The sequence below is a fragment of the Rickettsia fournieri genome (assembly GCF_900243065.1).
Lineage (GTDB): Bacteria > Pseudomonadota > Alphaproteobacteria > Rickettsiales > Rickettsiaceae > Rickettsia > Rickettsia rickettsii.
In genome coordinates this window covers 31,551-45,000 of the sequence record NZ_LT978484.1, presented here as the reverse complement: position 1 = coordinate 45,000, position 13,450 = coordinate 31,551, and the positions used below count along the sequence as shown (strand labels likewise).

The window sequence follows — 13,450 nt, the reverse complement described above, 5'->3', positions numbered from 1 at the left end:
ACTTATACAAATATAAGTAATTACTCAGTCCAAATATTTACTGTCACTATCTTTAACTAATTGTTTGCTTTTAAGACTATAATTTCTTTTCTTTTTTCAATTTCCTATATCTCTTCTCAAAAACAAATACTGTTTTGTCTAAAGAAAGAATTAAAGTAATGAGTAACAAAACTTATTTGCTTATATACTCATTAGACTTATTGCATATACTCCTTTTAAAGGTAGTTTGTCCACAGAATCTAGTAATGCTTGACATATTTTATAGTAACAATATCTTTTTATTAAAATTTTGGAGATATTTAGATTAACTTATGAAAATTGCTAAATTACAGGCAAAGATACTTTTTTCAGCATTAAATAAATGGAATAACGCCGGTTTACTTGTATAATACAACTATATTACTTAAACACGATATAGAAATATTAAATTTTGATTGGCAGAAATTAGCTAGATATTCTTTTTGGGTTTCTTGAATATGTATAGTTAATGCTATTTTGTCTGATCGTTATCTACACGAATTATTAGAATATATTTTTAATGCCCCGTATCTGCCGAAATTTATTACCTTATCAACTTTATCGGGAATAATTTATTTTGTTGGTTTTAAAAGACAGCAACAAAAACCAGAGAAAATTTTTAGCAATGGGGCAGTATTATTTTGAGGGGTCTTAACCACTGTTTGTGCTATTTATCAACTAGGAAAAGCATTTGATTCAGGGAGTGGACATTTTTCCATTTTATTGCTTTTATCTTTTATTGTTTATGCCATATTAGGATATTTCTCTAAATCAAATTTAATTTGGTGCGTTGCTTTAATTGCACTAGGTAGTTGGATGGGAGCAGAAACCGGGTATATGTCAGGATGGGGAGCATATTACTTAGGTATGAATTATCCATTACGTTTTATATTATTTGGAGGAATATTAGCATTCTCTGCTCTTGCACTAGAAGAAAATAAAACATTCAATCATTTTACTCAAGTAACTCTTGTAGTTGGTTTATTATACTCATTTATTGCAATGTGGTTATTATCAATATTTGGAAATTATGATCCTGAAGATTATTACTTAAGTAAAGCCGATAGAATTATTTCATTGGTCTTTATTATGTGCCTTAATGTCTGGAGTAGCTATTTATCACGGTTCAAAACAAGATAATTCGGTAACTAAAGGATTCGGGGTTACTTTTTTATTTATTAATTTATATACAAGATTTTTTGAATACAACTCATAAAGCAGTATTTTTACAATTCTAGGAATAAGCTTTTGGTAGCTTGGAAGTAAAGCAGAGAAAATTTGGAATCTTACTGCCAAAAAATAATTAATATATAAAGTTCTGCTTTTGTAAGGCACGTATATATTCAGATAGAACTTAAAAAATTGGCAGCAATGTCTTTGTAAGCCCTCGAATGCCGAACATTTCATAACTGCTGTTGTTTCTTGTCTGTGGCCTCTCTGCTCTTGTTAGCTATAAATTATAAGTTTTTTTTTGAAATAGGATATGTCCTCTCAAAAATATTATTAATTTTCGCTAAAAAATTTCTTTAATTATCACAATTAAAGTTATTTTGTTAACAGTCCCATAAAGTAGTTTTTAAGCAATAATATATAAATTAATTATTTTTAATTCATAAAGTATCTTAATAAAATATAATAAATACCCTACAATAATATTAAAAAATATTAAGGATAAAATATATGAATTACTTAGGATATGGTGGTATTGCTCTTGGAACAATACTTGCATAGTAATATCATTTAATGTGAATAAATCAATATTAGGGGCTATCATTCATGGATTTTTTGGATGGTTTTATATTGTATATTATTTGTTATTTAGAAAATAGACTTCTTGCATAACCTCCTTCTAAAGGCGATTTGTACGTCAATCCGGTACTCGCATCCTCACGTTACTTGCGTGTACGCTGCGGTGGCAAGTGCTTCCGTCTTTCTTTCAAGTCCCTCTTTCTAGATAGGTTATGCAAGAAGTCTAATAATAGGCATCATCTACGAGAATAAAAGCTTTAAGTTGCTTTAAAGAGTGAAGTTTGTTAATCTCTATAAAAAACATATTTGAGATTATATGATAACTACATATTTAAAGGAAAATAGTTCTATAGTAAAAAATGAAGAATATATTATTAATGAATCCACATTATGGGTTGATTTATTCAATATAACAGATGAAGAAAAAGTAATAGTAAACAATACATTAAATATAGAAATACCGACTTTAAAGGACATATCGCAAATTGAGATTTCTGAGAGGTTATATGTTGAAAATGAGGCATTATATCTAACTATTACGGAACTCGTTAATAAAGAGCAAGAATTTCCTGAAACACATTCTATAGTATTTATTTTGCATAAATGTTGTCTTATAACAGTTCGTTACGTAGAATTAATACCCTTTAATGACTGTATAAATAAATTTGCTAAGCAGCTTAATAACAAACATAATGCAGAAAATATTTTATTTATGTTACTTCGTAATATGGTAACAAGATTATCGAATATTGTACAGTCGATTAGTATGGATATTGATGATTATGGACGTTTAATACTTGATAATAATATTAATGATTTGCGTATAGATCATACCAATGTATTAAAGAAAATAGGTCGAAAAGGTGATTTACTTTCTAAAAGCCGTGAGTGTTTATTTTCTTTAACTATGGCTATTCAATATATTTTAAAATCTCCACAAATAACTCACAATAAAGCATCTAAGGATCTATTAGATATATTGCTTCGAGACGTAGACTCAATAATTAATTTTTCACAATTTATATCTAGCGAGATTGCAAGAACCCTAGACGCAGCACTCGGTATGATTGCAATTGAACAAAATAATATTATTAAAATTTTCTCGTTGGTTACTATATTTTTTCTCCCACCCACTTTAATAGCTAGTATTTACGGCATGAATTTTATCGTAATGCCTGAGCTTAAATCACCATATGGTTATCCTATAGCCTTATTCTTAATGCTATTATCTATAATTATCAACTCTAAATTTTTATAAATACTATATAGCTTTATATGATTTTTTCTTATTAAAAACTTAACAGCTATGAATAAAATACCAACTATATCTTGACTTTTATAAAAAATTGCCATATTATGTGGTAATTCCCATAGAATATGGTAATTAAGTTAATTATATAAGGATATAAATATGCAAAAAATATTGTTTAAAGGCCCGAATATAAGTGTGAGAAATGAAAATCCTGATATCAAGGAAATAAAAACCTTAGCTGACTTACCTTCAGGTACAGGTAGTGAATATTTTATAAGTGCACATGGATTAGAGTTTTTCTATAAACCTACTAATTTATAGTGGGAAAAATTAAATCATATTTTATGCCTGAGCCTTCTTACTTATCAATGCGTATATTTTCTGATGAAGGTACAACTTCTGTGTTAGATATTACACTGCTTAATAAAATATAAAATAATACCACTGCAAATCAATGTAATATTGTTCATATATTTTCTTGTCATTCAGGAGCCGCTCAACATCATTTAGATTGTATACAGGGCAATATGGTGTTTATGCACTTATAATAAGGCCAGCGATGCAAATATTGTACTATTAGCTCAAAATAATTACGATGCTAGAACAAAAAATGACTCTTTATTTGAATATATAAGAGATCATTTTCATCTATTAGTAGCATCAGATTTTAGTATAAGCTATAAATTAGACGATCAAATTTATAGTTTTTCTTTAAGTGCTAATAAAATTAAACAGATGAAAAGCATAGAGGAGTTGCCGGCTTTTCTCCATAAAGAATATAAAGCTTAAAATTTTATAAAAATATTCATGCGAAATATCATGAATCATATCCTGAAATATTTAACTTAAATATAGAAACAAAGCCGAAAGAATTAACATACGATGACTTAATCAGGGTATTTAGTAGAGCTTTAACCTTAGAAGCATATAATTTTAATAAATTTTCTCTAAGCAAGATAGAGACTATGTTAAATCAGAAAGGATTATACACTGATACTAGTATAGCGAACGCTATAGAGAAAGGTGATTTAGCGATTCTAAAAGCTGTACTTGAGCATCCTACTATAGAGGTAGGTAGCTCTAATATTTATAAGGCAGAAGAGACGCATAATTTAGACGTTATCGAATTAGTAGAAAAATATTATAATTCTACTATAAATACTATTACGTCTGAAGAAAATACTATAGATACAACACTTACTGTAGTAGAAGAAGTACCAGCATTAGGAGAGGGGACAGAGGGAGTATAAGTAATAAAATTCAATATTATTCCTGTGGAAGGCTTGCTTGCATGGCTTGAAAAACCTACTCGATGTCATTCCCGCTTTCGCGGGAATGACATAAAACGAGCCATGCCACAACGCAGCGACTGCAAGGAGCGTGGCAATCTATAAAAAATAGTAAAAAATCTGTAGATCAGAATTTTTTACTGGATTGCTTCGTCAAAATTTTCAATTTTTCCTCGCAATGACGGCAAAACCAAGCCACGTGAGTAATGCCAAGTCATTTCAATAGACCTCTTCGGACACTCTACTTCTAGAGGTAATTTGTACGTCGATCCGGTACATCGAATCCTCACGTACTCTTTTGTATGCTGCGGTTCTGCGTTCCGTGTCTCCTTCAAATTCCTCTCTATAAGCGAGTTTCCGAAGAGGTCTATTAAAATCTAAATATTTCTTAAAATTACTTTACTTAATTCATAATTCAAGTGTGAGAAGTTTATCTCTTCAAATCCTTTTCTCGGTATAATAATCATTGCAAATTTTATAGCCTTAAAGCTAGAATCACTAACAATAATTCTAATTAGATGTCGTATACGCCTTTTAATTTTGTTGCGAACTACAGCTTTTTTATTTAGCTTTCTGCTAACTTTGATTCCTAAAAAGGTGTTATATTTTGATTCAAGGAAGCTTTTTGGAAGTTTTGTGGCGATTACCAAAATAAAATATCTCTCATAGAGCTTCTTTCCAAGCTTATTTATAAGCTCAAATTCTTTTTGATTTTTTAAAGAGGTAATAGACAATTTGGTAAGTCAGATTATTTTAAGCAGATAATTTATGTCTACCTTTAGCACGACGTTTTCTTAAGATTGCTCTTCCGGTTGGAGTCGCCATTCTAGATCTAAAACCATGTCTTCTTTTTCTAACTAAATTACTAGGTTGAAATGTACGTTTCATAATATTTACACCGAACGAAAATAAAAATTAATTATTATAAATATGTCATCCCGTGGTCAAGCCACGGGATGACATTAAATACTTAAATATGTGCTTTTGCTTTTTCTACGATACTTACGAATCCGTCACTGTTATTGACGGCAAGTTCTGCAAGTACTTTACGATCTATATCGATTTCTGCTTTTTTAAGAGCTCCCATAAATTGAGAGTAAACAAGCCCATGTTCTCTTACTGCTGCATTTATTCTTTGAATCCATAAGCCTCTAAAATCACGTTTACGGTTTCTACGATCTCTATAAGCATATTGGAGGGCTTTTTCTACTTTTTCAATAGCTACTCTAAAACAGCTATTTGCTCTACCTCTATAGCCTTTGGCTAATTTAAGGATTTTCTTATGTCGACTTTTGGAAATTTTTCCTGATTTTGCACGTGTCATTGCTTTAGCTCCTAGTTAATTAATTTATACCGTACGGTAAAAAATATTTTTTAATATTATATCCGTCTTGAGGACAAAGTATTGTAGTTCCTCTAAGGTTACGAATTTGAGCTTTAGTACGACGACGCATAAAATGTTTTTTACCTGCTTGAGATGCAATAACCTTGCCGCTAGCAGTAAGTTTAAAACGTTTTTTTACGGCAGATTTTGTTTTTAATTTAGGCATATTGTTCCTTATAATTGGTATTTCTAGGTTGAAACGGTAAAACATTAGGCATACCAAAGCCATATTACCGATGAAACCTAGATAATAGTTTTTTTTATTAGTTATTGCAAGATTTTTTTATAAAAATGTACTATAATGTTTTTAATCAATCGATAATAATTTAAAAATGTTTGGACAAAATCCTAAAAGAAGCATATTAAACGGTGACGGTACTCGGTTAGAGGTACAGTCTATTTTTAAGACTATACAAGGGGAGGGGATTTTTGTAGGTTGTCCTGCGATCTTTATTAGGCTTGGAGGATGTAATCTTGCTTGTAATTTTTGTGATACGGAGTTTGAAGATTTTGATTTAGTAGATATAGATAAGATTTTGAATAAAGTAGAAAGCCTGGCATTAAATTCTAAAAATGAAAAATCGATTAATTTAGTAGTAATAACCGGCGGTGAGCCGATGCGTCAACCTATAGAGTTATTATGTCAGAAGTTATTAGACCGAGATGTTAAAGTTCAAATAGAGACTAACGGTACGTTATATCGTTCTTTGCCGAAAGAAGTGTCTATAATTTGTTCGCCGAAGGTAGGTAAAACCGGTTATAGTAAAATAAGAGAAGATTTATTGCCTAAAATTAGTGCGGTGAAATTTATCGTTGCTAAAAATATTTTAGAATATAGTCTCATACCGGAAGTAGGGCAAACCTCTTATAATATACCGGTTTTTATTCAACCTATGGATCAAAACAACCAAAGACTTAATGGCGAAAATAATGAGTTAGCAGTAAAATTAGCATTAGAGAGCGGTGCTAGATTATCTCTGCAAACTCATAAATTTTTAAATATCCCATAGATTTAGGTCGCCGTATGACCCCTTTTCATCACCTAATAATATTACTATTCCAACGTTACCATTGTCAGAATTAGAAGGGTAAAGCTATTTAAAAATTTTAATTATAACTATATAATTTCCCTAATTGTCTTTGTTGTTCTACAGAAGGGAAAGGTAAGATAATTTTGTCAGCATCTATGTTGCTTTTTGATGTTGATGTTATCATAGATTCAATTGAAAACTTTCGGTACAGAATTGTTGGAGTTGTGCTACATGTAATTACCTGCTTTTCATTGTCTAAATTAGAAACCTCCGCATTGTCTGCTTGTTCTCTAACATTTGTTTGGTAGCACATATGTAATATACTAAACTAAATCTAAGTGAATTTTGCATTCCGGTTCTTTAATTTTTAACAAGAGTATTGATACATAAGAATCGTCATCTTCACTATCTTCACTCTCGCTGTCACTCCCAAATTATAGTCAGCGTCAGAAGAGTACATAATAGATTCAAGGAGAAAATCCTTATTATATCCTTGGCAGCAATTTCTTCTCCACAGTTTGAGGGATTTGCAATACGCTTAGGTTGTATCTGTTTCATAATTTCCTTACAAAATAATTTCGGTTAGAACTAAATTTCTTTTCAATATCCAATAAATTAAAGAATTTTAACTAAGGAATATATTATAGTCAAAAATTAATTTACTTGAATTTTTAATTGTACTTAAGTATGATAATGAAGATTTATAATAAGTTAATATGGAGTAATAATGAGTGAAATATTAGAACTTGAAGCGGAATCCCGCACGGAATTCGGTACGGGAGCAGCAAGAGCATTAAGAAGAGCAGGGCGTGTTCCGGCTATTATTTATGGAGCGGCTAAAACACCTGTTAGTATTTCTTTGGAAGAAAAGGAAATAACTAAATATTATAGAAAGCCGGCTTTTATCTCTCAGTTAATTAATTTAACAATTGATAAGAAAAAATATAAAGTATTGCCGAAGGCTGTAGACTTACATCCTGTTACGGATATAGTACGCCATGTTGATTTTGTCTTTTTAGAAGAGAAAACCCAAAAAATGGAAGTACCTGTAGTATATGAAGGGAAAGAAAGAGCTTTAGGCGTTAAAAGAGGTGGATACTTTAATATAGTAAAAAGAAGAGTTACTTTATTATGTGATGTTAATAATATCCCAAGAAACGTAACTATAGATGTTACTAATATGCCTATGGCTACTTCGCTAAAATCGTCAAAAATAGAATTACCAAAAGGATGTAGTTTTGTTACAAAAAAAGAATTTGTCCTTGCAACTATTATAGGACGTAGAGGAGCAAAAACTGAAGCTGAAGGGGAACAACAAGCCGCTGAAGCAGGGAAGTAAGATAATTTTCACGATAAGGACTTGCTTAGATACTTAAATCGTTATTGCGAGGATTCGTAGGCGTTGTTGTTTAGCTCGTTTTATGCCATTCCTAGCTAGAAGCGGGAATCCGGTAATCTTTAATTGTCATACTGCGAGCTTGTAGCGGTATCCAGTCTTTGTTAATTTTTTTCTGGATACCGTGGTCAAGCCATAGTATGACATCGGGTAGGTTTTTCGATCCACGCAATAATGCTGAGCTAAGAATGACATTATTCTGTACTTCTTGCAAATCAATACTTCTTCAAAAATTTTCCATTACTATTTACTTAGGTAAATTATTATGATTCTTGTTATTGGTCTTGGTAATCCAGGAAAAGAGTATCAATATACGAGGCATAATGTCGGCTTTATTGCTATAGAGAAAATAGCAAACCAATATAATTCATCATTTAGTACAAAGAAAAAATTCAATTGTGAAATTGCTGAAACTATTAGTGATGGACAAAAGATAATTTTTATAAAGCCTACCACCTATATGAACTTGTCTGGTAAGTCAGTGATATCGGTGAAAACATATTATAATATCCACCCCGCAAAAATCTTTGTTATTCATGATGATATTGATTTAGAAACAGGTAGAATAAAATTTAAAACCGGTGGCGGTAATGGTGGGCATAATGGTTTAAAGTCGATTGATGGGGTTATAGGTAATAATTATAATCGGATTAGGATTGGAGTCGGTAGACCGCAAAATAATCAGGATATAGCAGATTACGTACTTAATAATTTCTCTAAACCGGAGTATGAAACAGTAATGCAAGATATAGATAGAATCACTAGTAACTTTGGTTTAATATTAGAGAATAAGTTAGAAGAATTTAAGAATAAGATAGCTTGATATATTCAATGTTATTCCTACGACTTGATCGACGTTGCTGAGTGGATACCAACTCGTCATTGCGAGGAGATGCGTAGCATCGACGTGGCAATCTCGTGCAGTAGTATAGAATTCCTGAGATTGCCACGTCGATGCTACGCATCTCCTCGCAATGACGGGAAAACGATATTAAAACTAAACAGCAAAGAAGCAAAGATTTATGACACAAAATTTTGAAATTGTTTATGCTGATGCAATGGATAGAACTCATAGAACTATAATTATTGAGGCTTTGAACAAAGATGCTAGAGAACAAAAGGGGTTAGTAGGAGATATTGAATCTTTTTCATTTTCCTGTTTAGATCAGGATAAAAATTTTGTTGTAGGAATTAGCGGTATGAGTTTTTGGGGGGATTTTACATTGATTCACTCTTTGTTAATGAAAATATAAGAAACTAAAATTATTATGGTACTGTACTAATGCAAAAGGCTGAGGATTTAGCACGTGAACGAGGCTGTAATTTTATTCATCTTGTTACTATGGACTTCCAAGCAAAATCGTTTTATGAGACACTGGGGTATAAAATTGAATTTGCTATGCACGGTTACGAAAAAGATTCTATAATGTATTATTTACGGAAAAATTTATGACACTAAAACTCGGAATTGTTGGGTTGCCAAATGTCGGTAAGTCGACGTTATTTAATGCCTTAACGGCAAGTCAGGCTGCAGATGCCGCTAATTATCCGTTTTGTACTATTGAGCCTAATAGCAGCAAAGTTTTAGTGCCTGATGCGCGTTTGCATAAACTAGCAAGCTTAGCCGGAAGCGGTAAAATTATTCCGTCTTATATTGAGTTTGTCGATATTGCAGGGCTTGTTAAAGGAGCAAGCAAAGGGGAGGGGCTAGGCAATAAGTTCTTATCTCATATCAGGGAAGTCGATGCAATACTGCACGTACTGCGTTGTTTTGAAGATGAGGATATAACGCACGTACATAACAAAGTCGATCCGCTGCATGACCTCGAGATTATTGAAACGGAATTAATACTTGCCGATATAGAATCGGTTGAAAAGCGTTTAGCTACAAGTGCAAAACGCTTGAAGTCAGGCGATAAAGCAATGGCAGAGCAGATAGAGCTGTTAAAAGAGGTTTATAAGGTATTAGGTGAGGATAAACCTGCAAGAGTGCTAAATGAAGCTTTAAGAGTTGATAATTTAAAACAATTGCAGTTAATTACCTCTAAGCCCGTTTTATATATATGTAACGTACTTGAAAAAGATGCAGCTATAGGTAATGAATTTACAAAATTAGTAGCGGAAAGAGCAAAGAAAGAAAATGCTAAAAGTGTCGTAATTTCTTCAAAAATAGAAGCTGAAATTGCTTTACTTGAAAGCATGGAAGAAAAGGAAGAGTTTTTAAAATTTATAGGTTTAGACGAAACAGGGCTTAGTAAAGTCGTTAAAGAGGGGTATAATCTTTTAAACCTTAAAAGCTTTTTTACTATAGGACCAAAGGAAGCCCATAGCTGGACTTTTAAAGACGGCACACTTGCACCGGCTGCTGCCGGTATTATTCATACCGATTTTGAAAAAGGTTTTATCAGAGCAGAAGTTATCGGCTATAAAGATTACATAAATCTCGGTAGTGAAGCAAAAGCCAAGGAAGTAGGTAAAATGCGTTTAGAGGGTAAAGAATATAAAATGCAGGATGGGGATATAGTACATTTTAGATTTAACGTTTAAATAACGATCAGCTATGAAAACAATTTGACCAAAACGGTCTCTTGAAGTTCAAGATAGGCTTGATTATATAGTGCAGCAAATTTTGGCTGTTGCCAAGGATAAAATTGCCTTGATTATCTTGTATGGCTCGTATGCTAGGTGATTGGGTTAAAGATATGTATACAGAAGATCATATTACTTATAGTTATACAAGTGATTTTGACTTTTTAGTAGAAAAAAAGATAAATTTAAGGAGCATGTTACTTTAAGGGTAGAATCTAAGATAGAAAAAAGGTTAGAACAAACAGGCTTAAGAAAAGCCGAGGTTTTTTCGCTAGAACCTTGGATAGACAAGCTTGAAAAAGGGCGTTATTTTTATACCGACATTAAGAATGAAGGTATTTTTTTATATGATAGTGGCGAGCAGCTTTCTCGAGCTAAAAATTTGCCTTGGAGTGAAGTAAAAGAAATGGCTAAAGAAGATTATGAATACTGGTTTGGTAGAGGCAAGAGTTTTTTTATTGATTGTAAATACCCATTAGAAAGAGGTGATTTTAGTAAAAGTGCTTTTGAGCTGCATCAAGCCACTGAAAGTGTTTACAGTAGCATTTTATTAGTTTGTGCGGTTGTATATTATTTGCGGTAAATGCTTTTATATTAGAAGTTATTTCAACGAGTCATAATCTTGCAATCGCTATGATATTTGCACCGATGATGATTCATATGGTTGGGCATAATCTACTTATCCCTATGACGCTTCGTTATGCACTGAAGGATTATGCTAAAGTAACAGGTACAGCAGGATCTATATTTGGTGCAATATACTACGTAGTTATCGCTGCTGTAACTTATTTGGTTTCTAAAATACACGGCACAACGATAAGCAATTTTGCTTTATTATGCTTCGTTTTAAGTATTAGCTCTGCTATTTCGTTTTACTGTATTTGGATTTTATATAATAAAAAGTCAAATATTCCTAACTAAACACAGGTGTCGTCATTATGAGCAGCTGTGGTGTTGTTGTATGGCCCGAAGAAAGCGTTCGATGTCATTCCTGCGAAAACAGGAATCCAAGGTAAAGCGAGATAAATCAAACTTTTAGTTTTAAAAGTCTAGCATATTTATACTTTTTTGACTGGATTCCCGCCTACACGGGAATGACATTAAGAAAGTTAGAGATAACCTGGTATATCATCTGTATGCTCTTCACCCTCAAGAGTCATATCCTCTTTTAAGGTTTCCATACGACAGCTACTAAATACATCAAGGTTATGCTGCTCGGCTTGCCATTTTAAGCTAGCTTCTTTAAAACTAACAATACCTTTTTCAATTTCTGCTAATGTCAAATTTTTTATTTCGTGTAAAAAATTCTCTATATCTGCTTTTGCTTCTGGATTTTTTTCGATGAATGGATTAAAAAACTCCTTGATACCTGCTAATAATTCTTTTTTCCCAGGTTCTATATCTTTAGAATCTAGAGCTTGAGCTATCGGTATATTAACTGTATCCTCGTTGTTTGCTATATCCTCTTCCTTTTCAAAACTTTTATCAAGTGCGTTATTAGAAGTATTAATATGGAATAACTCTTTATAAAAATTATTCATGACAATTTGGTCGTTAGGGTTATTTGCATTATAATGATTTATTATTTTATCAATAGCTTCTTTAAACTTTTCATTATAAGGTGCATCTCTAAAGGTGGAGCTTCCATATATAGATTTTTTAGCAAATTCTTTTAGTGCTTGCAGATTTTCAGTACTAGAATTACTCATCTCAGCATGTTTTTCCGGAATATAAGTAGCTATTTCTATTAATTTATTACCAAAAATGCTTTGAGCGGTTTTTTCATCAGCTTGTTGTGTTGCTGCTAATATTTTACTGGGCATATTATTTTTCACTAGTTCTAGTATGCCTCCGCCGCAACAAACAGTTTGGTAATCATCATTATTTTCTTCTTTTAATGATAAATACAAAGCGTTGTCTATGTGATAGTTATTTTCCTTTAATAATTTCCATGTTTGTAAGGTTGGGTCATTAGCATATATTCCACCATCAATAATTTTATGTGATTTAGTATTGGTTATATTACGGAAATTGTGGCTGGGGAAATATCCAGGTGCTGCAGTGATGCCTTGTATTATATCTGAAATGTAATAATCATTCTCTTCACTTTGTCTAGCATCTATAGTAGAGAAGGCTATAAGAGGATTTTGTTTATTATTTAGATCATAACCTGTAACTACAACATCACCGATTAAATCCTTGAGGGTATAATCCTTACAATATTCTTTCAATAATTTTACTAATGGTTCAGGAGAAAATTTATGGCTGAATAAGCCATTAAAACTCCAAAGTTTTCTAAAAGTTAATCCTACCGGAAAAATATTGTGTGCCATTTCTTCAAACAGTTCTTGAGCTTGCTCTGCACTGAATAAAGGTTTCCCGGGATTATTAGGATTCGGTAAATTAAGCAAAATAGAAATAAGTCCTCCAACACTGGTCCCTCCAGTAAAATCGAATATCTCACAAGTAGGCTTACCGGTTATTTGCTCCATTATTTTTAATTTTTCTAAATGGATATTTCCTTTTACTCCACCGCCTTCAAATAGTGCTAAGCTAATCTTATTATTGTTTATATCTACCATAACTACCTTTCAAAAATACTAAGCGAGCAAAATACAATAAAAATTAACTTTTGTCAATAAAAACTTATCTGTCTAAAGTCTAAACTGAAATTTAACTTATAAAATAAATTGTCACTATTAGTAAAGAAAACTTAATTAATGATTAATATTTTAGTATATA

General features: G+C 31.8%; 14 protein-coding genes and 3 pseudogenes. 12 read left to right on the top strand and 5 right to left on the bottom strand.

The annotated features are described in order from the left end of the window. Window positions 1-741 precede the first annotated feature (741 nt). From C4Q30_RS03075 to C4Q30_RS03060, 3 genes and pseudogenes are all read left to right on the top strand, one after another. Window positions 742-1,158 carry a hypothetical protein gene (locus tag C4Q30_RS03075; RefSeq protein ID WP_245207456.1) on the top strand — a complete coding sequence of 139 codons (417 nt, stop codon included), beginning with the start codon at window positions 742-744 and terminating at the stop codon, window positions 1,156-1,158. A gap of 925 nt (window positions 1,159-2,083) precedes the next feature. Then, on the top strand, window positions 2,084-3,025 hold the full coding sequence (locus tag C4Q30_RS03065) for a magnesium transporter CorA family protein (RefSeq protein WP_103897181.1): 942 nt from the start codon (window positions 2,084-2,086) through the stop codon (window positions 3,023-3,025). A gap of 153 nt (window positions 3,026-3,178) precedes the next feature. Then, window positions 3,179-4,269, top strand: a pseudogene (locus C4Q30_RS03060) (hypothetical protein). A 416-nt stretch (window positions 4,270-4,685) separates the two neighbouring features. Here C4Q30_RS03060 and rnpA read toward each other — a convergent pair. The 4 genes from rnpA to rpmI all read right to left on the bottom strand — a co-directional run bounded on the left by rnpA (window position 4,686) and on the right by rpmI (window position 5,858). Continuing rightward, on the bottom strand, window positions 4,686-5,042 hold the full coding sequence (gene rnpA / locus C4Q30_RS03050; protein ID WP_103897180.1) for a ribonuclease P protein component: 357 nt from the start codon (window positions 5,040-5,042) through the stop codon (window positions 4,686-4,688). Window positions 5,043-5,061: 19 nt separating this feature from the next. Continuing rightward, window positions 5,062-5,196: a 50S ribosomal protein L34 gene (gene rpmH / locus C4Q30_RS03045; protein ID WP_011270688.1), complete on the bottom strand. Its 135-nt coding sequence runs from the start codon at window positions 5,194-5,196 to the stop codon at window positions 5,062-5,064. An 82-nt stretch (window positions 5,197-5,278) separates the two neighbouring features. Further along, entirely contained in the window at window positions 5,279-5,632 is a 354-nt protein-coding gene (gene rplT / locus C4Q30_RS03040) for a 50S ribosomal protein L20 (protein WP_014014575.1), read from the bottom strand. Window positions 5,633-5,651: 19 nt separating this feature from the next. Continuing rightward, complete coding sequence (rpmI, locus tag C4Q30_RS03035; RefSeq protein ID WP_004997924.1) at window positions 5,652-5,858, bottom strand: 50S ribosomal protein L35; 207 nt, start codon at window positions 5,856-5,858, stop codon at window positions 5,652-5,654. Between the two features lie 166 nt (window positions 5,859-6,024). Here rpmI and C4Q30_RS03030 point away from each other — a divergent pair, with 166 nt between their 5' ends. The 9 genes and pseudogenes from C4Q30_RS03030 to C4Q30_RS02985 form a co-directional block, all read left to right on the top strand. Next, entirely contained in the window at window positions 6,025-6,702 is a 678-nt protein-coding gene (locus tag C4Q30_RS03030) for a 7-carboxy-7-deazaguanine synthase QueE (protein ID WP_103897179.1), read from the top strand. Between the two features lie 748 nt (window positions 6,703-7,450). Next, window positions 7,451-8,062: a 50S ribosomal protein L25/general stress protein Ctc gene (locus C4Q30_RS03015; RefSeq protein WP_103897178.1), complete on the top strand. Its 612-nt coding sequence runs from the start codon at window positions 7,451-7,453 to the stop codon at window positions 8,060-8,062. 322 nt (window positions 8,063-8,384) lie between these two features. Beyond that, window positions 8,385-8,942 (top strand): aminoacyl-tRNA hydrolase, encoded by a 558-nt coding sequence (gene pth, locus C4Q30_RS03010; RefSeq protein WP_103897177.1) that lies wholly within the window; start codon window positions 8,385-8,387, stop codon window positions 8,940-8,942. A gap of 199 nt (window positions 8,943-9,141) precedes the next feature. Next, on the top strand, window positions 9,142-9,372 hold the full coding sequence (locus C4Q30_RS03005) for an acetyltransferase (RefSeq protein WP_103897176.1): 231 nt from the start codon (window positions 9,142-9,144) through the stop codon (window positions 9,370-9,372). A 29-nt stretch (window positions 9,373-9,401) separates the two neighbouring features. After that, on the top strand, window positions 9,402-9,572 hold the full coding sequence (locus C4Q30_RS03000) for an N-acetyltransferase (protein WP_024704620.1): 171 nt from the start codon (window positions 9,402-9,404) through the stop codon (window positions 9,570-9,572). Continuing rightward, complete coding sequence (ychF, locus tag C4Q30_RS02995; protein ID WP_103897175.1) at window positions 9,569-10,666, top strand: redox-regulated ATPase YchF; 1,098 nt, start codon at window positions 9,569-9,571, stop codon at window positions 10,664-10,666. The genes C4Q30_RS03000 and ychF overlap by 4 nt, the downstream gene beginning before the upstream one ends. Before the next feature lie 82 nt (window positions 10,667-10,748). Beyond that, a pseudogene (locus tag C4Q30_RS10445) lies at window positions 10,749-10,914 on the top strand (nucleotidyltransferase domain-containing protein). A 200-nt stretch (window positions 10,915-11,114) separates the two neighbouring features. Next, complete coding sequence (locus C4Q30_RS09515) at window positions 11,115-11,291, top strand: hypothetical protein (RefSeq protein WP_245207455.1); 177 nt, start codon at window positions 11,115-11,117, stop codon at window positions 11,289-11,291. After that, window positions 11,261-11,629, top strand: a pseudogene (locus C4Q30_RS02985) (Bcr/CflA family multidrug efflux MFS transporter); the annotation flags it as partial. The gene C4Q30_RS09515 and the pseudogene C4Q30_RS02985, both read left to right, overlap by 31 nt. A 188-nt stretch (window positions 11,630-11,817) precedes the next feature. Here the strand turns inward: C4Q30_RS02985 and C4Q30_RS02975 are convergent. After that, window positions 11,818-13,290, bottom strand: a complete 1,473-nt coding sequence (locus tag C4Q30_RS02975) for a patatin-like phospholipase family protein (RefSeq protein ID WP_103897172.1) — start codon at window positions 13,288-13,290, stop codon at window positions 11,818-11,820. Window positions 13,291-13,450 lie beyond the last annotated feature (160 nt).